The 25,806-nt window shown below is 39.2% G+C and carries 16 protein-coding genes; 11 read left to right on the top strand and 5 right to left on the bottom strand.

Features of this window, described 5'->3' with window-relative positions:
• Positions 1-42 precede the first annotated feature (42 nt).
• Positions 43-378 (bottom strand): hypothetical protein, encoded by a 336-nt coding sequence (locus JK629_RS04035; RefSeq protein ID WP_202337347.1) that lies wholly within the window; start codon positions 376-378, stop codon positions 43-45.
• Between the two features lie 215 nt (positions 379-593).
• Here JK629_RS04035 and uvrC point away from each other — a divergent pair, with 215 nt between their 5' ends.
• The 8 genes from uvrC to JK629_RS03995 all read left to right on the top strand — a co-directional run bounded on the left by uvrC (position 594) and on the right by JK629_RS03995 (position 12,594).
• Positions 594-2,390 (top strand): excinuclease ABC subunit UvrC, encoded by a 1,797-nt coding sequence (gene uvrC / locus JK629_RS04030; RefSeq protein ID WP_202337346.1) that lies wholly within the window; start codon positions 594-596, stop codon positions 2,388-2,390.
• A gap of 37 nt (positions 2,391-2,427) precedes the next feature.
• Complete coding sequence (locus tag JK629_RS04025) at positions 2,428-4,662, top strand: patatin-like phospholipase family protein (protein ID WP_202337345.1); 2,235 nt, start codon at positions 2,428-2,430, stop codon at positions 4,660-4,662.
• A gap of 97 nt (positions 4,663-4,759) precedes the next feature.
• Positions 4,760-5,920 (top strand): homogentisate 1,2-dioxygenase, encoded by a 1,161-nt coding sequence (locus JK629_RS04020; RefSeq protein ID WP_202337344.1) that lies wholly within the window; start codon positions 4,760-4,762, stop codon positions 5,918-5,920.
• A 20-nt stretch (positions 5,921-5,940) separates the two neighbouring features.
• A complete protein-coding gene (gene hppD / locus JK629_RS04015) occupies positions 5,941-7,101 on the top strand; it encodes a 4-hydroxyphenylpyruvate dioxygenase (RefSeq protein WP_202337343.1) in 1,161 nt (386 codons plus the stop codon).
• Positions 7,102-7,203: 102 nt separating this feature from the next.
• Entirely contained in the window at positions 7,204-7,977 is a 774-nt protein-coding gene (locus JK629_RS04010; RefSeq protein WP_202337342.1) for a DUF3108 domain-containing protein, read from the top strand.
• 29 nt (positions 7,978-8,006) lie between these two features.
• Entirely contained in the window at positions 8,007-9,230 is a 1,224-nt protein-coding gene (locus JK629_RS04005) for a peptidoglycan DD-metalloendopeptidase family protein (protein WP_202337341.1), read from the top strand.
• Between the two features lie 186 nt (positions 9,231-9,416).
• Positions 9,417-12,056: a TonB-dependent receptor gene (locus JK629_RS04000; protein ID WP_202337340.1), complete on the top strand. Its 2,640-nt coding sequence runs from the start codon at positions 9,417-9,419 to the stop codon at positions 12,054-12,056.
• Positions 12,057-12,153: 97 nt separating this feature from the next.
• Positions 12,154-12,594, top strand: a complete 441-nt coding sequence (locus JK629_RS03995; protein WP_202337339.1) for a COX15/CtaA family protein — start codon at positions 12,154-12,156, stop codon at positions 12,592-12,594.
• A 78-nt stretch (positions 12,595-12,672) separates the two neighbouring features.
• Here the strand turns inward: JK629_RS03995 and JK629_RS03990 are convergent, their stop codons facing one another.
• Positions 12,673-13,722, bottom strand: a complete 1,050-nt coding sequence (locus JK629_RS03990; protein ID WP_202337338.1) for an endonuclease/exonuclease/phosphatase family protein — start codon at positions 13,720-13,722, stop codon at positions 12,673-12,675.
• Positions 13,723-13,854: 132 nt separating this feature from the next.
• Here JK629_RS03990 and JK629_RS03985 point away from each other — a divergent pair, with 132 nt between their 5' ends.
• Both JK629_RS03985 and JK629_RS03980 read left to right on the top strand, forming a co-directional pair.
• A complete protein-coding gene (locus JK629_RS03985) occupies positions 13,855-16,605 on the top strand; it encodes a TonB-dependent receptor (RefSeq protein ID WP_202337337.1) in 2,751 nt (916 codons plus the stop codon).
• 28 nt (positions 16,606-16,633) lie between these two features.
• Positions 16,634-18,007 carry a DUF5689 domain-containing protein gene (locus JK629_RS03980; RefSeq protein WP_202337336.1) on the top strand — a complete coding sequence of 458 codons (1,374 nt, stop codon included), beginning with the start codon at positions 16,634-16,636 and terminating at the stop codon, positions 18,005-18,007.
• Positions 18,008-18,713: 706 nt separating this feature from the next.
• On the opposite strand, the gene JK629_RS03975 is transcribed toward JK629_RS03980, so the two are convergent.
• Genes JK629_RS03975 through JK629_RS03965 form a run of 3 tightly spaced genes read right to left on the bottom strand, consistent with a single transcriptional unit; the run spans position 18,714 to position 24,075 of the window.
• Positions 18,714-20,600, bottom strand: a complete 1,887-nt coding sequence (locus JK629_RS03975) for an OmpA family protein (RefSeq protein WP_202337335.1) — start codon at positions 20,598-20,600, stop codon at positions 18,714-18,716.
• 23 nt (positions 20,601-20,623) lie between these two features.
• Entirely contained in the window at positions 20,624-21,541 is a 918-nt protein-coding gene (locus JK629_RS03970; protein WP_202337334.1) for a PorP/SprF family type IX secretion system membrane protein, read from the bottom strand.
• 38 nt (positions 21,542-21,579) lie between these two features.
• Positions 21,580-24,075 carry a gliding motility-associated C-terminal domain-containing protein gene (locus tag JK629_RS03965; protein WP_202337333.1) on the bottom strand — a complete coding sequence of 832 codons (2,496 nt, stop codon included), beginning with the start codon at positions 24,073-24,075 and terminating at the stop codon, positions 21,580-21,582.
• A gap of 500 nt (positions 24,076-24,575) precedes the next feature.
• Here JK629_RS03965 and hflX point away from each other — a divergent pair, with 500 nt between their 5' ends.
• Entirely contained in the window at positions 24,576-25,796 is a 1,221-nt protein-coding gene (gene hflX, locus JK629_RS03960; RefSeq protein ID WP_202337332.1) for a GTPase HflX, read from the top strand.
• The last annotated feature ends 10 nt before the right edge of the window (positions 25,797-25,806 follow it).

Genomic DNA, 25,806 nt, shown 5'->3' with positions numbered 1-25,806 from the left:
ATTTTGAGGGACTGAAAGAATTTTTCCTTCAGCATTTGTGAACTATGAAAAGAATGTTTCGGGAGGCGGGCTGGGGATGGTTTTTACGCTTTTATTAATATGAAAAGTGTAGTAAAAGTTATGGGCTGTATTTTTTTTAATTCTGAAGTTTGTCGCAGGATATTTCTGTGCAAAATGCTTATCAAAAGTATAATTGAAAAACACGCCATCGTGATCGCTGGTTTCTTCCGAAGAAAATATTTTGGAGAAAAATGTAATCAGTTTGTGTTCGTGCGTATGTTCGCGATCCATTACATGGTCTTCTTGGTGGTGCGAATAATCTGAATGCGTCATCACATGTGAAAAAATGTGCATGGCTTCCGCCATTTGTTTTTGCATTGGATTTAGCAAATACAAAATCGCAAGGAAAAGCACGAAATGTTTTTTAAAAGAAATATGAAAACTGCTTTTGGCCATTTCTATTCAGTTGGTTGTAATAGATACGCAATATTCGCACTCTTGGATTTCCAAGAACTTTCATTTAACCGTTTCTTAACTATTTTTGATTGCGTAAAAATTCCTTAAAAAACAAAACATAAAGTATCTTTGAGCTTATGGCCAATGCTTCGGTAACACTTCAAATTGCAACCCTTCCCGATTCGCCCGGCGTATATCAATATTACGATAAAGATGGCAAACTGCTGTATGTGGGGAAGGCAAAAAATCTAAAAAAAAGGGTTTCATCATATTTCACAAAAAACTTTGACAACAACCGTACGCGGCTTTTGGTGAAGAAAATTGAAACGATAAAGCACATTGTGGTTAAAACTGAAACCGATGCGCTTTTGTTGGAAAATAACCTTATAAAAAATTATCAGCCTCGTTACAACGTGATGCTGAAGGACGACAAAAGCTATCCGTGGATTTGCATTAAAAACGAACGCTTTCCGAGGGTTTTCCCAACGCGGCGCATGATAAAGGACGGCAGCGAATATTACGGGCCGTACACGAGTATGAAAACCGTACACACGCTGCTCGATTTAATTAAAGGTTTGTATCCGCTGCGCACTTGCAACTACGACCTTTCCGAAGAAAAAATTAAGGCGGGCAAGTATAAAGTGTGTCTGGAATATCACTTGGGAAACTGTCTGGGGCCATGCGAGGCGCTTTATTCCGAAAAGGAATACCACGAAAATATTGAGGCCATCCGCAATATTGTGAAAGGAAATTTTAAGGATTCGCTGCATAAATTTAAAAGCCAAATGAAGACGCTTGCGGCAGATTTAAAATTTGAACAGGCGCAGCGAATAAAGGAAAAGATTGATATTTTGGAGAATTACCAAAGCAAAAGCACGGTGGTAAACCCCAAGATCAACAATGTAGATGTGTTTTCAATTATTTCAGACGAAAGCTATACGTATGTGAATTTTCTGCAGCTTTCGCATGGAGCCATTATTAGGTCGCATACTTTGGAAATAAAAAAGAAATTGGACGAAACCGATGAGGAACTCCTTCAGCTTGCCATTGTGGAAATCCGGCAACGATTTAATTCACAATCAAAAGAAATATACGTGCCTTTTGAAGTGGAACTGGGCGAAGAGATAAAAGTACACGTGCCAAAGCTGGGCGATAAAAAGGCAATTCTGGACCTTTCCGAGAGGAATGCAAAATATTTCCGAATGGAAAAATTCAAACAGGCAAAAATCGTTGATCCGGACCGTCATGAAAAACGCATCATGGCACAAATGAAAAAAGATTTAAGGTTGAGTGAGGAACCGCGACATATAGAGTGTTTTGACAACAGTAATATTCAAGGCACAAACCCGGTGGCGGCGTGTGTGGTTTTCAAAAATGGAAAACCCAGCAAGAAAGACTATAGAAAGTTTAATATAAAAACCGTTGTAGGCCCCGATGATTTTGCCTCGATGGAAGAAGTTGTTTATAGACGTTATAAAAGATTGCTTGCAGAAGAGCAACCATTGCCGCAACTCATCATCATAGATGGGGGTAAAGGGCAGCTTTCCTCAGCCTTAAAAAGCTTGGATAAGTTGGGTTTACGGGGAAAAATAGCTATTATAGGTATTGCAAAACGTTTGGAAGAACTGTTTTATCCTGAAGATCCCATTCCGTTATATTTGGATAAAAAGAGTGAAACCTTAAAAATAATACAGCAATTGCGTAACGAAGCGCACCGTTTTGGTATTACCTTTCACCGCAGTAAGCGCAGCAAACAGGCATTAAATACAGAGCTTGAGACCATACCCGGAATTGGCGAAAAAACGGTGATTGATTTACTAAAACATTTTAAAAGCACAAAGCGGATTGCCTCCGCAAATTTTGAAGAACTTTCAAAAGTAATTGGAGCGAGCCGCGCAAAAAAATTGATAGCGCATTTTAATAATGAATCTTGAAAACTCTCTAAAACCCCTAAAATGAAGTAACCATTTAATGAAAAAGCTACTCCTTTTACTATTTTTTATAATTCCATCAATTATTTATTCGCAAGAAAAGAATGGGGAGGATATAAAGGTAGGTCTGGTATTGAGTGGTGGCGGGGCCAAGGGGCTTGCGCACATTGGTGCTTTAAAGGTAATTGAGGAATCGGGAGTACGTATAGACTACATTGGCGGAACAAGCATGGGTGCAATCATAGGAGCGCTATATGCTTCGGGATATTCGGCAAAACAGTTGGACAGTATTTTTAGGCAAACAGATTTTAGCACGTTGATACAGGACGATATTCCGCGCAGCGCAAAAACTTTCTACGAAAAACAAGAGGCTGAAAAATATGCGCTGGTGTTGCCATTTGATAAATTTAAAATTGGTTTTCCCTCAGGGCTTTCAAAAGGGCAGAATGTTTATAACCTGCTTTCAAAATTGACAAGCCACGTGAGCGCAGTTTCAGATTTTAGTGAATTGCCTATTCCTTTTTTCTGCGTTGCCACAAACGTTGAAAACGGGAAAGAAGTTATCCTGGACCATGGGTATCTTCCCAGGGCAGTTATTGCCAGTGGCGCACTACCCTCACTTTTTAGCCCTGTGGTAATAGATGATAAAGTTTTGATAGATGGAGGCGTAGTAAATAATTATCCCGTGAATGAAGTACGTGAAAAAGGCATGGACATTATTATCGGTGTGGATGTTCAGGATAGTCTAAAGAGTAGAGACAACTTAAAATCTGCTTTTGAGGTTTTGGTGCAGATAAATAATTATCGAACCATAAATGCCATGATAGAAAAACGAAAGAAAACAGATATCTATATTCACCCTAATATCAATGATTTTTCAGTGGTTTCTTTTGACGAAGGGAATAAAATCGTAGCCTCAGGGGTTACTGCAGCAGAAAAATTTAGAAAGGAACTTGAAAGTGTGGCCATGAGACAACAAACATTTGAAAAGAAAGAGATTAAGTTTGAGGCCCGCGACACCATTTTTATAAAAGAAGTTAAAATTGAAGGCAATGAAAAATACACCCGAAGCTATGTTTTGGGAAAATTAAAACTACGCACGCCCGACAAAATAACGTACAAATATTTCAGCGAAGGCATCAATAACCTCTCGGCGACCGGAAATTTCCAGGATATAAACTATAGATTTTTTGAAGACGAAAACAACCAGAACATTTTGCTTCTGCAATTGCGGGAAAGCAATTCTTCCATGATGCTTCGCTTTGCGGCACATTATGATAATCTCTTCAGAACGGCTGCGCTGGTAAATGTTACAAAAAAGAGGCTTTTCACCAATAACGATATAGCTTCCCTAGATTTAATCGCGGGGGATAATCTGCGCTACAATTTTGAATACTATATAGACAAAGGATTTTACTGGAGCGTAGGTTTTAACTCAAAATATCACTTTTTTGAAACAGATGTGCCTCTAGATTTTGTAGATGTAGATTTAGACGCCGTAGTTTCACTTCCTATTAATAACCTCTCCATAAAATATAGTGATTTTACCAATCAACTTTATTTTGAGACACTTTTCCGACGGGTATTTATTTTTGGAGTCGGCGGAGAGCATAAATACCTACGCTATCTTTCGGAAACTATTGGTACTGATGACAACAACCTGCCCCGCACTATTTTTGAAAGCACAAATTACTACAGTGTTTTTGGTTTTCTGAAGTACGATAATTATGACAACAGTTTCTTTCCTAAAAGAGGACTCTACTTTGCAGGTGATTTTCACTGGTATTTATTCGCCCACGGGAAAAATAAGAATTTTGAGCCCTTTTCTTTGGCGAAAGCCAAAATGGGGTTTGCGCATACTTTTTTTGAAAATTTTTCCGGACATTTAACTGCCGAGGGAGGTTTTAAATTGGGCGGCCCAGAAACCACTTCGCTTGACTTTGCTCTTGGTGGCTATGGCTTTAAGGAAATGAACAATATCATTCCCTTTTTAGGCTATGAAGCTGTTTCGCTTCGTGGAAATACATACCTAAAATCTACCTTGACCTTTGATTATGAAATTTTCAGAAAAAACCATATTAACATCTCGGCCAATATTGCCAATATTGGGAACGACCTGTTTGAAACTGGCCAATGGATAGAGAGGGTAGATTATTCCGGCTTTTCGGCTGGCTATGGATTGGAAACCATTCTAGGGCCCATGGAAATAAAATATTCCTATTCTCCAGATCTTGGCAAGAGTGAATGGTATGTGGCACTTGGGTATCGGTTTTAGCATAAACTTAAACGTTTAGCTCCAATATTTTTCCGATATTTGTATGGTTATCGCTGTTCATTTTTTTTGTTCAGAAATCTAAAATTTAAAATCAATTATGCCATTTTATCATAGATTGGGTAAAATACCGCCCAAACGCCATACTCAATTCCGAAAGCCGGATGGCACACTGTATTCAGAGCAACTTTTTGGTACCGTAGGTTTTGATGGTATGTACAGTAATATTTATCATGAACACAGGCCCACGCAAGTAAAGGAAATAAAGAGGCAATACAATGTAGCTCCAAAAATTGCACGGCCCAATAATATAGAATCCCTTCGTTTAAAAGGATTTGACATTAAACCTGAAAAAGATTACCTTGAAAGTAGAAAGACGGTACTTACCAATAGTGATTGCAGCATTATTCTTGGCGCTCCCCAAAATTCACTTAAAGATTATTTTTATAAAAATACTGATGCGGATGAGTTAATTTTTATCCATAAGGGTAATGGAAAGTTGCGGACCTTTTTGGGAAATCTCGATTTTAAATATGGAGATTATTTGTTGGTGCCCCGGGGAATCATCTATCAAATAGATTTTGACACCCAGGACAACCGTCTTTTTATTGTTGAATCACGACGGCCAATTTATACCCCAAAAAGATATAGAAACTGGTTCGGGCAGCTTTTGGAACATTCACCATTCTGCGAAAGGGATATCCGAAAACCCGAACAACTTGAAACGCACGATGAAAAAGGAGAATTTATAATAAAGGTCAAAAAACACGATGAGATTTTTGAGATGGTTTACGCCACTCATCCTTTCGATGTAGTAGGGTATGATGGTTACAATTTTCCATATGCCTTTTCAATCCACGATTTTGAACCCATTACCGGTCGCATACACCAACCTCCACCGGTACATCAAACCTTTGAAACGGACGCTTTTGTAGTTTGCAGTTTTGTGCCCCGCCTCTATGATTATCATCCCTTGAGCATTCCTGCTCCATACAACCACAGCAATATTGACAGCGATGAGGTGTTATATTATGTAGATGGCGATTTTATGAGTCGTAATGATATTGAGGCCGGTCAAATTACATTGCATCCTGCTGGGATTCCACATGGGCCGCACCCAGGCGCTGCAGAACGAAGTATTGGAAAAACTGAAACTGAAGAACTAGCGGTAATGGTGGACACCTTCAAACCCTTGCAGGTTACTGAGGATGGCTTAAAACTTGCTGACGGCACCTATTACCAAAGCTGGTTAGAACATTAAATATTTGAAGATTATTAATTATGAGTAAAGAAGTTAAATCAGTCGATTACGGACTGGAAAAAATTTTTGAGGGCGCAGAAGATTTTCTACCCCTATTAGGAACCGATTATGTAGAGTTTTATGTAGGCAACGCAAAGCAATCCGCACATTTTTACAAGACGGCTTTCGGGTTTCAATCCTACGCCTATAAAGGCTTGGAAACAGGTTCTAGAGATGCTGTAAGCTATGTGCTTAAACAAGATAAAATCAAACTTGTTTTAACAACACCATTAAACAGTAAATCGCCTATAAATGAACATATTGTAAAACACGGCGATGGTGTAAAGGTTATAGCGTTATGGGTTGATGATGCTACAAGTGCTTTTGAGGAAACTACCAAACGCGGCGCAAAACCCTATATGGAACCAACCGTTGAAAAAGACGAACACGGTGAAGTAGTGCGTAGTGGAATTTATACCTATGGCGAAACCGTGCACATGTTTGTGGAACGCAAAAATTACAAAGGACAGTTTCTGCCAGGTTTCCGTGAATGGAAAAGTGATTATAACCCTACACACACAGGTTTAAAATACATTGACCACATGGTCGGTAACGTAGGATGGGGCCAAATGAACAAATGGGTAAAATGGTACGAAGATGTTATGGGCTTTGTGAATTTCCTTTCTTTTGACGACAAGCAAATACACACCGAGTATTCTGCCTTGATGAGCAAGGTAATGAGCAATGGAAATGGCCGCATTAAATTCCCTATCAATGAACCCGCCAAAGGAATAAAAAAATCTCAGATAGAGGAATACTTGGATTTTTACGAAGATTCCGGTGTACAGCATTTGGCAGTAGCCACGGATGATATAATTAAAACAGTTAGTCAGTTAAAGGAACGCGGTGTAGAATTCCTTCCGCCACCCCCACAGGCATATTACGATGATATTCCTAGACGCCTGGGTGATCACATGAAGATGATGAAGGAAGATATCAATGAGCTCAAAAAACTATCAATAATGATAGATGCCGATGAAGAAGGCTATCTATTGCAAATATTCACCAAACCAGTGGAAGACCGTCCGACCCTTTTCTTTGAAATCATTCAACGTATGGGAGCAAAAGGTTTTGGAGCTGGAAATTTTAAAGCGCTTTTTGAGTCTATTGAACGCGAACAAGAACAACGCGGAACCCTATAAATCTTGACAATCCATAAACCCCATCGTCTTTTGAAGGTGGGGTTTATTTTTTTGGAATGGTAGTTGTATTTTTTAAAAACATAAACCCCTAAGTCGGAACCTATGAAAAAGCTATTTGCGCTTTTACTTCTTTTTAGCAACATCTTCTATCTTTCTGCACAAGAAAGAGCTTACGGCGACGGCGAATATTTTAAGTTTCGAGTTCATTATGGTTTTGTAACGGCAGGATATGCTACCCTAAAGGTAAAAGATTCTCGGATTAATGGAAAGGAAGTTTTCCATGTGCGCGGTTTTGGACAAACAATAGGAGTTTCCAAATGGTTTTTTAAAGTTGAGGATGATTACCAATCCTATATTGACAAGGATAGGGATATTCCCTATCGCTTTATTCGAAAGATAGATGAGGGCGGCTATACCAAAGATATCCAAATTGATTTCAATCACACTACAAACATAGCCACTGTAAACGACAAAAAGCACGATGAAATTACGGTCTTTTCGTTCCCAGAAGATACCCAAGATATGATTTCGGCATTTTATTACCTTCGGAACCAATTGGACACTGAAAACATAAAAACGGGCGACGTAATTGAAATGAACATGTTTTTTGATAAAGAAAATTATAAATTCCGGCTAAAATTCCTTGGAAAAGAAGTTTTAGATACTAATTTTGGGCGCGTCAGAACATTGATCTTTAGACCTTATGTGCAATCTGGTCGTGTTTTCAAAGAAAAAGAGAGCTTAACAGTCTGGATTAGTGATGATAAAAATAAAATACCGCTTCTTGTGAAGGCAGATCTGGCCGTAGGCTCCCTAAAAGCAACTTTAACCGAATTCAAAGGATTGCAGCATTCTTTTAAAATAATTGCAGAATAAAAATTACTTAATACAGAAAATTCCCCGCATTGAAGACAATAATATTAGCTACCCTTACCCTTATCCTGCTGACCACTGCTTGTGATAACCAAAAAAATGACCTTGCCAAGGCACCCCCCGTTGTCGAAGAGGCAATTATTGAACAATATGGATATATCCTGAATGATTTTGAAGTAGTTCGTGATACAATCCGCAAAGGAGATACTTTTGGAGACATTCTTTTTGCCAATGGCGTGCCACAGGAAAAAATAATGGAAGTAGCTACTAAATTCCGAGATAGTTTTGACGTGCGTAAAATAGTGGTTGGTAAACCGTATCTTCTTCTAAAATCAAAAGACTCTTTAAACACCACACACGTTTTCATTTATGAAACCAACCAAATAGATTATGCAGTTGTGGATTTTAGAGATACACTTTCCATATACAATAGCCAAAAGCCGGTTCGATATGAGGAAAGGGAAGCCTCAGGGATAATAACGAGTTCACTTTCCGCAACCATGGAGGAGCAAAATTTAAGCCCTTACATGACAGACCAACTAGCCAATATCTATGCTTGGACTATTAATTTTTTTAAGCTTCAACCAGGAGACCGTTTTAAGGTAATTTATACAGAAAAATTTATAGATGATACCATTCCAGCAGGCCTTAAGGAAATTAAGGCAGCTTATTTTGAGCATAATGGTAAACCACTTTATGCCTTCAAATTCAACACGGATGCTACGGGTAAGGTTTTTGGTTATTACGACGAATTGGCGAATAATCTAAAACGGGCTTTCTTAAAGGCTCCCGTAAAATTCAGCAGAATATCGTCTCGATACAATCTTAATAGAAGAATAAAATACTACGGCTTTAAACTGCGCCCCCACCGCGGAACCGATTTTGCAGCTCCCATTGGAACCCCAATATTAGCTACAGCAGATGGTATAGTAACAAAATCTGAGCGTCGTGGTGGAAATGGTAATTATGTAAAGATTAGGCATAATGGTACTTACGAGACACAATACCTCCATATGAAAGCACGTAATGTTAAGGTAGGCCAGCATGTAAGCCAGGGCGATGTAATAGGATGGATTGGTATGACCGGAAACACAAGCGGCCCCCACGTATGTTATCGTTTTTGGAAAAATGGAAAAGAAGTAGATCCGTTTAAAGAGGAAACCCCATTTTCGCAACCACTTCCCAAAGATTTGCACGAACAATATTTTGCAAATCTGCTTCCGCTGAAGGAAAAATTGGACTGTATCGTGTTTTAATTTTTTCAATAATATAACATGTTAATAACATTGTTATTAACTAACTTTCATTTTATCAGGCTTTTAGGTTCAAAACCCTAACTTTATTCTTGAGTCTTTTCCTTAAAGATTTCTTAAACACTTTTATTAGTTTGAGATTATTTAAGATTGTACTTTTGCCGAAATTTTAAACCTAAATCCAAATTCATGAGAAAGTTTTTATTTCTTGTTTTTTTATTGGGCGGTTTTGCCGCTTTTTCGCAAACAACGGTTACCGGTACGGTGATCGATTCTGAATCAAACGACCCCTTGGCTGGTGCCAATGTTGTTGAAACTGGTACTACTAACGGTGCCATTACCGATTTTGACGGAAATTTCACATTGCAAACTTCCGCTTCAACGGGTACGCTTACCATCTCTTATATTGGTTACACTATTGAAAAAGTTCCCTTTAAAAGTGTTAACGGAACAGCAGCTCTGGGTAACGTAAAAATTACTGTAGATGCAGATGCACTTGAAGAAGTAGTGATTGTAGGAAAGGGAATTATAGATATGGCAAAGGACCGTCAAACACCTATTGCTGTTTCCACTATTTCTGCAGCTGAAATCCAAGCAAAAGCTGTTGGTAACGTTGAATTTCCTGAAGTAGTAAAAAGTACTCCGAGTGTCTACGTTTCAAACCAAGCTGGTGGTTTTGGCGACTCACAAATGTTTTTGCGCGGCTTTGACCAAACAAATACGGCTTTTCTTTTGAACGGGCAGCCCATCAACGGAATGGAAGATGGAAAAATGTACTGGTCCAACTGGTCTGGAATGTCTGATGTTGCAAATGCGGTTCAGGTTCAGCGTGGTTTGGGTTCGTCAAAATTGGCAATTTCGTCAGTTGGTGGAACGGTAAACATCGTGTCTCGTGCCGCTGGAAGAAAAGAAGGTGGTTTTGCACGTTTTATGACAGGTAATGATAGTTACTTTAAAGGTACCTTAAGCTATGATTCTGGTCTAAAAGGAAAATGGGCGTATTCCTTTTTGTTCGACCATTGGCAAGCACACAGAAAATATTCTGATGGTACCGCCGGTCAAGGACAAAATTATTTTATCGGTATTGGTTACGTGCCGAATGACAAGCACTCTTTCAACTTCTTGTTGACAGGGGCGCCACAGTGGCACGATCAAAACTTCTCAGACTCATTGGAAGATTACGATCAATATGGAAAACGTTATAATGCGAACTCGGGTTTCTATAACGGAGAACGATTTACTTTTAGAAGAAACTACTACCATAAGCCAATTATCAATTTAAACTGGGATTGGAATATAAGCGATAAAACCAATTTGTCTTCCGTTGCGTATGCCTCTTTTGGTCGTGGTGGCGGAACAGGTCCTGCAGGCAGTTCCCGTAATATTGACGCAGCACGAAACAGCAATGGTGAAATTGATTTCAATGAAATTGAAGAAAACAACATTGCAGGAGCCGAGAACGGAATAGGAAGTTTCGGTCAGGGTTCGGTAGTAAGAAGAATGTCTGTAAACAACCATAACTGGTTCGGATTTCTTACAAACCTAGAAAGTGCTGTAAGCGATAACTTTACGTTCAATCTGGGTGTTGATACCCGTTTTTATAAAGGAAGCCACTGGTATCAAATGAATAACCTTTTAGGTCTACAAGGCTATGCCGATAACCGTGGGTATGGTGATGCAAGAGATAGTGACTATGTAATTAGTGAAACTTTTGAAGCAGATCCTTGGGCAGCTTTGTTCAATTCTGCTGATGAGGGACAACGTTTTAATTATGACTATTCAGAAAATATCAATTACATTGGTGGTTTTGGTCAGGCAGAATACAAAACTGATAATTTCTCGGCTTTTGCACAGGGAGCGGTTTCCACACAAAGCTATCAAAGAGAAGGCCGTGCTGAAGGAAACGAAATAGAAGGCGTTAATGGTCTTGGTAAATCTGAAAAAGTAAATAAATTAGGGTATAACATTAAAGGAGGTATGGGTTATACCTTTATTGAAAATAATACGGTCTTCGCAAATGCAGGCTACTATTCAAGACAACCCTTCCTTGACAATATTTTTTCTGATATTAGAAACTCCAACTACATTTTGGAAGGAGAAAACGAGATTGATAACGAAGAGATTTTAGGTCTTGAGGTAGGCTACAGGCTTCGTGCAGGTAACTTTAGTTTAGATTTGAATGGTTATTACACTACTTGGGGTAATCGTTTTCTTGCTGGGGGTACAATTGATGCAGACCCAAATTCTTCAAACCCTATCGAACAAGTGGACCGTTATCAGCGCTTTACAGATATTACCCAAGTTCACAAAGGCTTTGAATTTGAAGGAAAATACCGTTACTCAAGTGCCTTTATGTTGAGAGCTTTTGGTAGTATTGGAAACTGGAAATATGATGGGGAAACGCCTTATCAAACAAGAGATGATCAAACCAATGCCTTGCTTGAGCAAGGTACCGTGGATCTTACAGGAACAAAAGTGGGCAATGCGCCTCAAACCTCTTTTGGTTTTGGTTTTAAATACAATATTTTTGGAGGTCTAACTGTAGATGCAGATTACAATATCTATACAGATCTATATGGATTTGTTGATGCAGATGATGTAACCAAGGCCGCTCAAGCTGGGGAAGTTTACCAAGCAGAGCGTTTGCCAGCCTACAGCTTGCTAGATGCCGGAATTACTTATAAATTCGATTTTGGTGGCCAGGACTTTACACTTAGAGCAAATTGTTACAATGCCACAAACGAAATGTATTTAAGCCAAAAGGATTCTTTCGGTTATTTCTATGGAAATGGAAGAACTTGGAATGCAAGCATCCGTTACGATTTTTAAAAAAAAGTAGAAAAGTGAGAAAATGCCCCAAAATTTTGGGGCATTTTTTTTATTTATAAACCTTATCTTTGAAACACTTCAAAAATTAGATATATATATGTACACAACCATTCAATTTATTCATTCTTATTGGGCTTATTTAGTGCTCCTTATTGTTTTGCTTGCAACCATCAACGCGTTGGCAGGATTTTTTTCAAAAAGAGAATACGGTGCCAAAGACTTTAGAGTTTCACTCTTTGCGCTCATCGTTACACATATTCAGGTACTTATAGGCTTGGTGCTATATTTTGTTTCTCCGTTGGGTTTACAGAATATTACTAATTCGGGAATGGGGGTTGTAATGAAAGATTCTACCGCTCGGCTATATGCTGTGGAACATCCTTTGATAATGATTTTGACTGTGGTTTTTATAACCATTGGGTATTCAAAGCATAAAAAGAAATTGCTTTCCAACGGAAAATTTAAGACTCTAGCGATATTTTATACCATTGCACTGGTTTTAATGTTAAGCAGAATTCCGTGGAATGAGTGGTTTTAAAGAAAATATTTCTAAAAAAAATCCTGCTGAGCTATTTTCAGCAGGATTTTTTAATTTTAAATGAATAGAAATCTATTCCTAATTTTTCTCCTTAATAAGATATATAAACACGGGAAAGTGATCGCTGTAACCACCCGTGTATCCATTTACAAAACTTCTGAAAGGATACCCTTTGTATTGCCCCCTGGGAGTAGCCAAATAGCTCTTATTGAAAATTCCCGCCTTGTAAAAACGATAGCTTGAATAATCTTTTTTTGCTAATTCAGTAGAGATTATAATTTGGTCAAACAGGTTCCAGCCGTCCCGATAGGCCAAGGTGCCCAATCCTTGTTTAAACATATCTTCCATTGGATTGTAAAGCTCTTTTATTTTCATGTTTTCACGATCATTTTTGGCTTTTAAAACCTCCTTTACACTTTCATTGGTTGGATCATCATTTAAATCGCCCATGGTAATAATTTTTGCATAAGGGTCTTCACTAAATAAGGAATCCATTATTTGTTTGTTAAGTTCTGCAGCTTTTATACGCTTGGGTCTGCTGCGTGCTTCGCCACCACTTCGCGAGGGCCAGTGGTTAACGATAACGTGGATTTTTTCACCGTCCAGCATACCGCTCACCAATAATTGGTCTCTGGTATAAATACGTTTGCTGCGGTCTTGATCGTCATAGATTATAAGTTCGTAGGCTTTGTAATTGGTAGGGGTAAAAAGTTTTTTCTGATATAACAGCGCAACATCAATCCCACGACGGTCTGGACTGTCGAAATGTACAATGCCGTAATCTTTTTTTACCAAGGGTTCCTGGTTTAAAAGATCTTCCAGTACGCGCCGATTTTCTATTTCGCTAACGCCAATGATTGCGGGAGAAGTTCCTGTAACATCTTCACCGATTTCTGAAATTACTTTAGCCATATTGGCCAATTTTGCTTCATAAATCTCCTGGGTCCAATGATCTTTTCCTTGCGGTGTTCGGTCGTCGTCAAAGATAAGTGGATCGTCCTCATAGTCAAAAAGGTTTTCAACATTGTAAAAGGCGATAGTGTTTACTTTGTATTGCTTTTCATTTTGCCCAAAGGATGCGGTAAATGTTAGCACTGTTAAGGTAAAAAACCAAAGGGATAATTTCATAGTGATGTTCAAATATTATGTTTGCGTAAAGTTTTATTCATTAATGAGGCCAAAAGTAGGTATTTCATTTAAAAAATTTATTTTTGCACCCAATTTTAAAGATATCTTAATATTCAAACTTTAAATTTTAGAATGAACAAATTCATTTTTACTTTCATCGTTTTCTTTTCGGGATTTACAATGTTTGCCCAAGAAACCGTTATTTCTGGAAGAGTGATAGACACCAACTCCAGTGAACAAATACCAGATGTAGAAGTCAGTATTTTAAACAGTATTTTCAGTACCACAACAGATGCTGAAGGATTTTTTTCTTTTTCACAGGAAAGCCTTCCACAGGGCGAACAAGTTTTGGTATTGTCAAAATCAGGCTATGTTACCTTAAGAATTCCTGTAACTATCCAAAATGATGCTCCCGTAGCTTTAGAATCCATTTTGATGGAAGTGGATCTATCTGCCATTGAAGCTCAAATTGGGGTAATAAGTCTTTCTGACAATGAATTGGATGAAGACGAGGGAACTTCTTACAATGTTTCAGGCTTGCTTCAAGCATCAAGAGATGTTTTCTTGAATGCTGCTTCGTATGATTTTAGCGCAACCTTTTTCAGACCACGAGGTTATGATTCTGAAGATGGAAAAGTGCTTATCAATGGTTTGGAAATGAACAAGCTTTATAACGGAAGGCCACAATGGTCTAACTGGGGAGGCCTTAACGATGCCCAGCGCAACCAAATGTTTTCGATGGGTACTTCTGCAAATGAGTATAACTTTGGCCACCTTGCAGGTACTACCAATATTATTATGAGAGCGTCGCAATACCGAAAAGGAGGGCGCATCTCTTATGCTACAAGTAACAGAAGTTACCGTGGCAGGGTTATGGGCTCCTATAACAGTGGGTTGTTGCCAAGCGGTTGGGCCTATTCTGTGCTATTGTCAAGACGTTTTGGCGAAGAAGGATTTAATGACGGTACTTTGTACGATGCCAATTCATTTTTTGCGTCAGTAGAAAAAAAATTGAACGACTCCCACAGTCTTAACCTTACAGCATTCTATACACCGAACCGAAGAGGTAAATCTTCGCCCAACACCCAAGAGGTATACGACCTTAAAGGAACACAATACAATGCATATTGGGGTGAGCAGGATGGCGAAATTCGCAACTCGCGTATTAGGGAAATTGAAGAGCCTGTTATTATGTTGAACCACTTCTGGGATATTTCCGAAAAAACACAACTTAATACCAATGTGGGCTATCAATTTGGAAAAACCGGTAACAGCCGTTTAGGTTACGACAATGCGCCAAACCCAGACCCTACTTATTACCAGAAATTACCAAGTTACTTTTTGGCAGACCCAACGGGCGCCAATTATGAAGGAGCCTACCAAGCTTATTCAAACTTTGTGAACGATGGCCAAATAGACTGGCAGAATATCTATGAAACAAATATTTTTTACGGAGGGACTTCAAGATACTATCTGTATGAAGACCGAAATGATGATAAGCAACTTTCCGCAAATACTATTTTGAACTCGCAGTTGACAGACCACATTGCCTTAACTGCTTCTTTTAATTATAGAAACCTTAACTCAAGCAACTTTGCCAATATGATAGATTTACTGGGAGGCAATGGTTATTTGGATGTTGATACCTTCAACTTTGGCGATGAGTCACAAAGCGATTTGAACAATCCAGACCGCGTTGTTGGTGAAGAAGATAAATTCAAATACAACTTTGAGCTTGACGCTACAGACTATCACGGTTTTGTGCAAGGCCAGTTCACCTATTCCAAAGTAGATTTTTACTTGGCAGGAAAACTAGGAAAAACCACATACCAAAGAAATGGCTTGTACCGCAATGGAAACTTCCCAGACAATTCTTTTGGTAAAAGTGAAGCATTGGATTTTACTACCTATGGCGGAAAAGCAGGAGCTACCTATAAAATATCCGGAAGACACATTTTGGAAGTAAACGGTGCATATTTTACCGATGCGCCTGCACTTAGAAATTCCTTTTCCAACTCACGCCAGAACAACAATACTGTTATTGGTTTAACTGAAGAAAAGAACATGAGCATTGACGGGAGTTACATTTTCCGTTCGCCAATCGTGAAAGCACGTTTAACCGGTTACTACACTTTAATGCAGGATGCTTCTGAAATTTCCTTCTATTATGCCGACGGTATTTCAGTTCCCGGAATTAATTCAACCACTGCATTTGTACAAGAGGTTTTGACTAATATTGATAAAAAGAACGTGGGAGCTGAATTTGGTATCGAAGCGCAAGTTACCCCTACCATTAAGCTAAAAGGTGCCGCAGCTTATGGACAGAATACGTATGACAATAACCCAGACCTCTATATAACCTCTGATGATTTTGACAACGTTGTAAGCTTTGGAAAATCATATTTGGAAAACTATAAAGTTGCTGGCGGTCCCCAGCAGGCTTATCAAATAGGCTTTGAATACCGCGACCCAGACTTCTGGTGGTTTGGCGCAACGACCAATTATTTTAACAATGCATATATAGATGTGTCACCACTTACTAGGACATCAAATTTTTATTTGGACACAGACGGACAGCCTCTTAATGATTACGACCCAGCAGTAGCAAGAGAATTGCTAAAGCAGGAAAAGTTTGACGACTATATGTTGGTAAACGTGGTGGGCGGAAAGTCTTGGAAAATAAAAGATTATTTTGTTGGCTTCTTTGCAAGTATCAACAATATTTTCGACGAAAAATACAAAACTGGTGGTTTTGAACAAGGAAGAAGTGCAAACTACAGAACCCTTTCTGAAGACACCGCAAACGATACCCGTGTATTTGGACCAAAATACTGGTACGGATACGGAACTACCTATTACCTTAACCTTTACGTAAGATTTTAAATAAGAAAAAAGAATTAATTTTATAAATATGAAAAGATTACCGAACATCAAACTTATACCTTTCCTATTTTTCTTAGGAATGATTGCTACTTCCTGTGTGCAGGATGATGACTATAACGTGCCAGAGATTAATGTAGAAGAACCAAACGTTGACGTAAACACCACCATTACTGCCGTTAAAGAAATGTATGGTGGTTTTGAGCCTGTAAAAGTTGAAGCAGGGCCAGATTCTACAGAGCCGCTATATATTGAAGCTTATGTAGTTTCCAGCGATGAGTCTGGTAATTATTACAAGCAACTTATCATTCAGGATAAACCTGAAAACCCAACAGCTGGCCTTTCAATTTCTACAAATGCAACTGACCTCTACACTAAATATGGCCCGGGCCGTAAAATCTACTTCCGCGTAGATGGATTGTATATTGGTGAATATGCTGGTTTGCCTACTATCGGTACTCAAGATGGGGATGAGGTTGGCCGTATAGAGATTGAAGATTTTGAAAGCCGTATCATGCGTTCTACCGAAAGTGTTGAATTGGTTCCTACGGTTATAGGAGTGGCGGAAGCATCAAACCCTGCAAGATTGAATACATTAGTTAAGTTTGAAGGTGTTCAGTTTCCTGAGGGTGTAGCGGGTGTGGAGGCGTACGGAAACCTAGACAATACTTTTGGCGTAAATAGAACCGTAGAAAACTGTGATGGCCAGACTGTTTTATTAAGAACAAGTGGTTTTGCGGATTTCAAAAACATGACTTTACCTGAAGGCAATGGTACCCTAACTGCTATTTTAAGCATTTTCAACAGCGATTATCAATTGTTTATCCGCGATACAGATGATGTGCAGATGGACGGAGAGCGTTGCAGCAACGGTGGTCCCGGCGATGCTTTGGAATTGCCGTTTTCAGAAAACTTTGAAGGGCAAACTGCCGGTACCGGTATGAATGTAAACATCTCAGGATGGACCAACGTAAACGTAAATGGCGGCACACGTCTTTATGAAGTACGTGAATATAATTCGAATAAGTATGCGCAGACATCAGCTTACAACTCAAATGAAAACCCATATGAAGTTTGGTTAGTTACACCAGGCCTTATTTTGCCTAGCGGTTCTAATCCGACCCTTACTTTTGAAACCAATGATGGTTTTTATAACGGCGCTGCACTTACAGTGAAGATATCAACTGATTTTACAGGGGATGTTACAACAGCAACTTGGACAAACTTGAATGCAACCATTTCCAATGGAAACACAGGCGGTTATGGTGATGAGTTTACACCATCGGGGGATGTTGATCTTTCAGCGTATGCAGGTCAAGTAGTTTATATTGCTTACCAATATGAAGGTGCATCAAACGGAACCACTACTACGTACCAAATAGACAACGTTTCTGTAGTGGAATAAGGTTTAAATAATCCATTTTAAAAGCTGCTTGTAATTTTTTACTTGCAGCTTTTTTTATGGAAAAGTTAGCCGGTTATCAAAGCAGAGTTTCCTTGGTATTTAAAATTCCAAGTGCGATCGTCCCACTCGCACTCTCACAGTTTAATCTATCGGTGTTGAGATAACGGGGATGCCCACGCTAGAGTTTGACTGTGGTGAGGATGTAGTAGAGACTTATCCACCAGTTACCAGTGAGGTATCTAGGGAGTAACGTCGGCATGATATCGGCATGCGATCGGCTTGGGGTTGGCATGCAGTCGGCTTAGGAGCGGCTTAAGATTGGTAATATTAGTTTTAAGAGGGAAGAAATATTAATTGCTAATATAGTAAAAAAAGATTTTTTTCCAAATTTAATTGAAGTTGGGAGGATAACATACAGTCCTCCACCAAACTTATTACTATCCAGTAACATATAGAGCGATACCCAAGAAAAACCATTAGTATTAATTTCAATAAGATAATCAACTGTTTCACAGTTCCTATTGATAAGGTTTTTCCTTTCTAAGGTTCCGTCCCGAAATATTTGTCTTTATAAACAAATTTTGAAAAAGGAATCCGTTGAAATTATGCAAATTTCAATTTTTCAAAAAGAAAACCCCCACAACATTCCGCAATGGAAATAAGCAGGGGTTTTTTCTGGTTGGTTACCAGTTTATGTATAAAACAACTATCGCTTTACAATAATAAATTCTGAACGTCTGTTCTGTTGGTGTTGTGCTTCGGTACAGTTAGGGGCACAGGCTACTGCGGGACGACTTTCGCCAAATCCTTGGCCGCTGATACGATCCTTGGCAATTCCTTTTGAAATCACATACTGCACAGTGCTTCTGGCACGTCTTTCAGAGAGGTCCATATTATAAGCTTCAGTACCGCGATTATCGGTATGGCCTTCCACTTTAATTACCATGTCAGGATTCTTCTTCATCAATTCTACCAATTTGTCAAGCTCGAAAGCTGCTTGTGGCTTGATGTTATGCTTGTCGAAATCGAAAAGAATTGGGTTCAACTTTACCATATCGCCTTCTACGATATCGTCAATTGGGCGAAGGGCAATGCGTAAATTTTTCTCTCCACTGCGCTGTGCAGCAATAGTTTCGGCATTGCTTTCATATCCATCCATAAAAGCCTGGACTACGTGCGCTTGGTTGCAGGCAACGGCTAAGGTTCCCTTACCATTGGCATCAGTATTTTGGCTTTTTAATTTATTCTCTTTGCTATCAAAAAGATCCAATCTGGCATTGGCCAAGGCCTGCCCGGTTTCGGCGTCAACAACCATTACTAGAAGTTCGCAGGATTGCAATTTCTTTATTTTATAGATATCATCACTTCCCTTGCCGCCTTTTCTGTTGGAAGACACATAACCTTCCTCTGTGGATGGACTATAATAATATGCAAAATCATCATCACTACTGTTAACTCCAAGTCCAAGGTTTTTAACTTCACCAAAAGAATCTCCGTTGGCTTCTGCTGCAAAAACATCCAGTCCGCCCATTCCCAAATGCGCATCGCTGCTAAAGTAGAGTGTGCCATTGGAGTCCACAAAAGGAAAGCCTTCCTTTCCTTCGGTATTGATGTTATCTCCTAAATTTATAGGGGTTCCAAACGTACCATCTTTTGCTATAGACACTTTGTAAATGTCTGCCTTGCCTTTTCCACCCGGACGATCGCTGGTAAAGTAAAGAGTGCTTCCGTCTGGACTTAAAGCTGGATGACTGTTTGAGTATTGATGATCGTTAAAAGGTACAGGCTTAATGTCTTTCCACTCGCCATTCACGTTTTCGGCATAATAGATATTTAACTGGTTTATGCCTTCTTCGTCTTTTTTGTATTTGCCATTATAGTAATCGTTGCGGTCAAAATACATGCGTTTGCCGTCTGCCGTTATCGCTACGGTGCTTTCGTGGTATTTTGTATTTACGTCTCCATTTAACAGCAATTCGTTCTTTTCAACCCCACCAACCATGGAGGCTTTGTAAATATCCAAAAATGGTTCCTCGTTCCATCCGTATTTTTTGCGGGAAGTGTTTCTGGCAGAAGTAAAATAGAAATCGTTGCCAACGACCATTCCGCCAAAATCTGAATATTTTGAATTCAAGGCGTCAAGATTTGTGGCTGCATACTTTTGAGAATTTTCGTCAACAATTTCAGGCAGATAGTCAGGATTCTTCATAAATGCTACCGCTCTGGAATCGTTCGGTTTCATTGCTGCGAATTGCTTCATATACGTGTTGTACTCGCCAAACTTACCATTCGCCTTAAGCGATTGGGCATAGTTGTAAACCGTTTCAGGATCAACATCCTTCTTTTTTATTACTCTTTTGTAATAGGTTTCGGCTTTTTTGGTATCGTTTATAAAGAAATAACTATTTCCCAAACGTTCAAAAACGTAGGTGCTGCCTTCGCCTTTTTTCAAAAGCTTTTGATAGGCTTCGGCGGCATCGGTATATTGCAGGCGATCGTAGTATTGATCTGCCTTTTTAGTTTTACTGTTTTGTGCGAAAGCCATTGTACTGCTTACCGCTATGAGTAAAAGGATTGTATATATCTTGTTCATCTTAAATGAAATTTGTTTGGTTATTAGAAGAATCTTGGTGAACGTAAAACACGTGGCTTAAAGAACAGGTCAAAGGTGAGCACCACTTCGTGTGAAGCTGGGCCAACTGTTTTCAGGTCTGATGTTACGTGGTCATAAGCATAGCCTATGCGGATGTTCGGGTTAATTTGGAACCCAACCAAACCGCTAAAGGAATCGTCCAATCTGTAAGATGCACCAAGTTCAAATCTGTCATAAAATAGCGCATTCAGGTTTCCATCATAAGATACGGGAGCGTCAAAAGCAGATTTCACCATTACGGAAGGCTTCAGTTTAAAGTTTTCTGAAACTTGGAACACGTATCCTGCGGTTGCGAAATAGTGGTTTGTCTCAGAACCATACTTGATTCCGTTTTCGTCTAGGTGAACCGATTTCAGCATATTTGGAACAGAGAACCCTAAGTAAAACTTTTCACCATACAGGAAAGCACCCGCACCAATGTTTGGGTAGGTATTGTTTATGTCTTCTGAGAAGAAAGGATCGTTTGGATCCTGAAGTTCCAGACTGCTTAGGCCAACCTCGTGAAATGTAGCTCCGGCTTTTAGACCCAAAGCAAGTTTAACGGTACTGCCTAATTGCAAAGTATAGGAGAAGTCTGCGTACACGTTGGTTTCACTTACTGGCCCCAATTCATCTTTTATTGCCGAAAGGCCGAGACCTATTTTCTCACTTATTGGCGAATGTGCCGAAAAGGTAAAAGTAACGGGGTTTTCGTCCATTCCCGACCATTGGTTTCGGTAAAGCGCGGTGAGCGAAAGGCTCTCCTTTGACCCCGCATAGGCAGGGTTTACCACGTTCATATTGTACATGTATTGGGTGTACTGAGGGTCTTGCTGTGCGTGTGTATCCTGAAAGAGTAACACTGCCATCAATACAATTAGAATATATATATGTTTTTTCATCTTTATCTTTTTGATAGTTTAAAAAGTATTTATGGTTTTTAGTTAGCTTCTTGATTAAGATAAATCCAGCCTGTAGCTTGGGAGCCATAGACAGCATCATTACCAGCAAGGTCAATTACATAGAAATAGGTTCCTGTGGGTAGGTCGTTGCCATCATTGGTTTGGCCTCTCCATTGGTTTGTGTAATTGTTCTGCTCAAAAACCAGGCTTCCTAATCTATTAAAGATTTGGAGTTTGTTTATACCGGCTCTATCATTCAAAAATGTAAGATCTAATGTATCATTAAAACCATCACCATTTGGTGAAAGTCCTTGTGATATTACGCAGTTTCCAACTTCGTATAGATTTATGTCTACGGAATCGGTTCCAGAGCATCCGCCCACACTAATAACTACTGTATAGGTTTGTGCGCCTAGTGTTTCTGGAGCAATCATAATATCAAGGGTACTATTGGTTTCATCCCCTATTAAATTGCCATTTAAGAACCATTGGTAGGAGGCTCCCTCTTCTGCCGTAGTAGCTGTTAGCGTACGGGGCTCATTAGCGCATACTTGGAAATCTTCTCCAAGAGATACTTCCAGATCATCTCTAAAAGAAACTGTTATAGTGTCAATAGCTGTACAATTGCCTACAGTAACCAGTACTGAATAAGTGCCTATCTCGCTTATTGTGAGCATAGGATTAACTTCTCCAGCTAGTACTGTGCCATTTAAGCTCCACTCATAATTTGCTTCTTGGGGGTCGTAATTAGATGGAGATGCATCTAAAATGACAGGCTGATCAAAACAGGTCTGGAAATCATCGCCCAATTCAATTTCTACATCACCCAATGTGATAATAACAGTGTCGGTAGCAGAACATTCCCCCACAGTAGCTACAACGGTATAGGTGCCAGCGGTTGTCACTGTTAAGAAAGCTGTTGTTTCATCAGGAATTATAGTTCCATTTAAACTCCATTCAAAAGTTGCTAAGGCAGGATCAAAATCTAATGCTTCAGCCTCTAAAACTACAGGATTTTCAAAACAACTGCTAAAATCGTTGCCCAAGGAAACCTGAAGGTCTTGCGGAAGAATAGTAATTTGATCTGTGGCGGAGCAGCTAGCAATATTTACTAGTACACTATAAACACCGTAGCTGTTAGCAGTAATGGTAGGATTGGTTTCGCCAGGAAGAATAGTGCCATCTAAACTCCATTCGTAAGTAACATCGGCTGGGTTGTAGTTTGACGGTGTTGCATCGAGAATAACGGGATCAAAGAAACAAGTGGCAATATCGTTACCTAATTCAATTAGAGGGGTTTCATAAAAATTTATAGTTACTGAAGCCGTTACAGTACAAGTACCAATAGTAACTTCTACGGAATAAGTACCGGAAGTAGTTACGGTAATGGTCTGGGTGGTTTCGCCAGTGCTCCATAAGAAAGTCGCATCGGCAGGGTCGCCACCGATAATCTCTGCAGTAATATCATAGCTCTGGGCATCGCAAAGGTCCATATCATCACCAACATCTACAGAAAATGACCCTATTCTTGTAACCGTTACCTCGTCAGTTTCCGTCACCTCATCGCCGTTACAATTGGTATAAATAGCTTGTGCAGTATAGGTAGTTGAAGTATCTGTAGGGCAGACAGTAACAGTAGGATCAGTACCTATTACAGTACCAGCACCATCAAGCCAAGAGAAAACTACATTAGACATCCCATTGGGAGTAAAACGCCATGCCTCATTTGAGGCACTCCAGTTTCCAGTGTTTCTTCCTGGGGGGGTGTAGCCTAGACTCCCGTCCTGATTCTGTATCCCTAATACTGCATTCCCATCATTCCAGGTACATCCATTTGGTCTATCTTGAACGTAAACTTCAACTACATTGGTAGTTTCATAAATAACTACCTGTGAGGTCAGGGTTAGAAAATTACAGTCACTTCTATAATAAGGGATATCTGGGAAGTTAACAACCATGGTACGGCAAGGAGATTCACCAAAAACAGTCCAATTGATCTGGCCTGAACCACCTACAGAAGGATCTACGTCCATATAGGGGCCAAAAATGGTTGTGAAAAATAAGTTTGGATCGGGTATAGACTCATCAAAAGACCAATCACAAGTTCCTCCCGGAATATTGTTTATTAGGTCAAAAGAAACTACCGCGTTCGAGCCTATTATCATTTCAGTATAAGTTTCGCCAAAAAAACAGAAATCAAATGGCAACTGAATGGCCTCAGACCAACGGTCATCGATGTTTACCGATACTGGAGTTCCTCCAGTAAACGGAAATGGCGGGTCATAGGGAATGGAAGAAACTTCATAACTGGTGGTTTCTCCAGTATCTAAAAAACTTGCAGTAAGATCTGTACAGGACTGTCCACAGTCCAGTTCCACGTCTTCTCCAGCATAAACATTTGGGCATCCTGGCCCCTGAGAAAATGAAGCAAAAGAGACGGTTAAAAAGCAGAAAAGAAGGAATTGTTTTCTTTTAAAGTTGTGGGTAAAAAAATGAAAGCAACTTTGTAAATAGAGAGGTAATTTTTTATTCATAAAGTTTTTATTGGAGGTTATTATAATTTATTAACTGTTAACTTTTTTTTAAGAGCCGAAATATATGAAATTTTATAGGTTAATTAAAAGCTTATTGCATTTGTTTGTTAAAGAAAAAGCAAGAAGTAAGTGCCTCAGTCCTCCCTAACATTGAGTCTCAATAATTTATTAGAAGAGGGTTTACTTTAATGTGATTATCTTTTTATGACATAACTTAAAATAATCTAGAATGAAAACAGTACCGACTACTATTTTTCGTATTAAAGGATGACCATCACCACAGTTTGAGGATTTTCAAATTTAAGATTTAAAATTTTATAATTGTTAATTGCTTGTAAAGTACAAAAAAGACTTGTCCTTTGTTTTGTACATTTGCCTTATTGATTAAATATTTAGCATTACAAAAAATCAGTACTCATATATAGAAACAATAGTTCCAATATTATCAACAGCATCCATAGCTTATACAATATGAACAGTGCCAACAGAATCAAAATAAGATGATTGAACAAACAGACATTTCTTACGAAAAAACAGTATTAATTGGGTTAATAACCCAATATCAGAATGAAGAAAAATCTGAAGAATACCTTGATGAACTTGAGTTTCTGGCATATACTGCGGGGGGAGAGGTGCTAAAGCGCTTTACTCAAAAAATGGAAGTACCCAACCCCAAAACTTTTATTGGTACTGGAAAGCTGGATGAGGTAAAAGACTTTGTAAATGAACACGAGGTTGGTGTCGCAATTTTTGACGACGAACTTTCGCCGGCTCAGCAAAAAAATATTGAAAAAATTCTTCAGTGTAAAATAATAGACCGAACCAATTTAATTCTTGACATTTTTGCCCAGCGTGCCCAAACAAGTTACGCCCGCACACAGGTAGAGCTGGCACAGTACGAATATCTATTGCCACGCCTTGCAGGTATGTGGACCCACTTGGAACGCCAACGTGGAGGTATTGGGATGCGAGGTCCGGGGGAAACCGAGATCGAAACAGACAGACGTATTGTTCGCGACCGTATTGCTTTGCTTAAAGAAAAATTGAAAAAAATTGACCGCCAAATGCAGGTGCAACGTGGAAACCGTGGGTCGCTGGTGCGCGTGGCGCTAGTAGGTTACACAAACGTAGGGAAATCTACATTGATGAACGTAATTAGCAAAAGCGACGTTTTTGCCGAAAACAAACTTTTTGCAACACTTGATACTACCGTTCGCAAAGTAGTAATTGGGAACCTTCCGTTTTTACTTACCGATACCGTTGGTTTTATCCGCAAATTGCCCACACAACTTGTAGAATCCTTTAAAAGCACACTTGATGAGGTTCGCGAAGCTGACCTACTGTTGCACGTTGTAGATATTAGCCACCCATCTTTTGAGCACCATATCGATTCGGTCAATAAAATTTTAGAAGAGATTGGCAGTGCAGATAAACCTACTATTATGGTTTTCAATAAAATTGACGTCTATGATCCTGAGAAAATTGAGGATGACGATTTGATGACCGAAAAAACAAAGGCGCATTATACTTTGGAAGAATGGAAACAAACCTGGATGGCCAAACTTAACGGAGATGCTATCTTTATTTCAGCATTGAACAAAGAAAATTTTAACGAATTTCGAAAACTTGTTTATGAAAAAGTAAAGGAAATACACACCACACGCTTCCCTTATAACAACTTTTTGTATGATGAGTACACGGAAGAAGATGAAACACCCTAAAATTTAAACT

Origin of the sequence: Aequorivita iocasae (assembly GCF_016757735.1) — a bacterium.
GTDB lineage: Bacteria > Bacteroidota > Bacteroidia > Flavobacteriales > Flavobacteriaceae > Aequorivita > Aequorivita iocasae.
Note: the sequence above shows the minus strand (reverse complement) of the source record. Positions and strands in the feature narration are given on the sequence as shown.

What these genes read in the sequence shown, in the direction of transcription:
- JK629_RS03985 (WP_202337337.1), top strand. Translation starts at nt 13,855, where the DNA reads ATGAACAAATTCATTTTTACTTTCATCGTTTTCTTTTCGGGATTTACA.
- JK629_RS03965 (WP_202337333.1), bottom strand. Translation starts at nt 24,075, where the DNA reads ATGAATAAAAAATTACCTCTCTATTTACAAAGTTGCTTTCATTTTTTT.
- JK629_RS03970 (WP_202337334.1), bottom strand. Translation starts at nt 21,541, where the DNA reads ATGAAAAAACATATATATATTCTAATTGTATTGATGGCAGTGTTACTC.
- hppD (WP_202337343.1), top strand. Translation starts at nt 5,941, where the DNA reads ATGAGTAAAGAAGTTAAATCAGTCGATTACGGACTGGAAAAAATTTTT.
- JK629_RS03975 (WP_202337335.1), bottom strand. Translation starts at nt 20,600, where the DNA reads ATGAACAAGATATATACAATCCTTTTACTCATAGCGGTAAGCAGTACA.
- JK629_RS03980 (WP_202337336.1), top strand. Translation starts at nt 16,634, where the DNA reads ATGAAAAGATTACCGAACATCAAACTTATACCTTTCCTATTTTTCTTA.
- JK629_RS04020 (WP_202337344.1), top strand. Translation starts at nt 4,760, where the DNA reads ATGCCATTTTATCATAGATTGGGTAAAATACCGCCCAAACGCCATACT.
- uvrC (WP_202337346.1), top strand. Translation starts at nt 594, where the DNA reads ATGGCCAATGCTTCGGTAACACTTCAAATTGCAACCCTTCCCGATTCG.
- hflX (WP_202337332.1), top strand. Translation starts at nt 24,576, where the DNA reads ATGATTGAACAAACAGACATTTCTTACGAAAAAACAGTATTAATTGGG.
- JK629_RS04025 (WP_202337345.1), top strand. Translation starts at nt 2,428, where the DNA reads ATGAAAAAGCTACTCCTTTTACTATTTTTTATAATTCCATCAATTATT.
- JK629_RS04035 (WP_202337347.1), bottom strand. Translation starts at nt 378, where the DNA reads ATGCAAAAACAAATGGCGGAAGCCATGCACATTTTTTCACATGTGATG.
- JK629_RS03995 (WP_202337339.1), top strand. Translation starts at nt 12,154, where the DNA reads ATGTACACAACCATTCAATTTATTCATTCTTATTGGGCTTATTTAGTG.
- JK629_RS04000 (WP_202337340.1), top strand. Translation starts at nt 9,417, where the DNA reads ATGAGAAAGTTTTTATTTCTTGTTTTTTTATTGGGCGGTTTTGCCGCT.
- JK629_RS04010 (WP_202337342.1), top strand. Translation starts at nt 7,204, where the DNA reads ATGAAAAAGCTATTTGCGCTTTTACTTCTTTTTAGCAACATCTTCTAT.
- JK629_RS03990 (WP_202337338.1), bottom strand. Translation starts at nt 13,722, where the DNA reads ATGAAATTATCCCTTTGGTTTTTTACCTTAACAGTGCTAACATTTACC.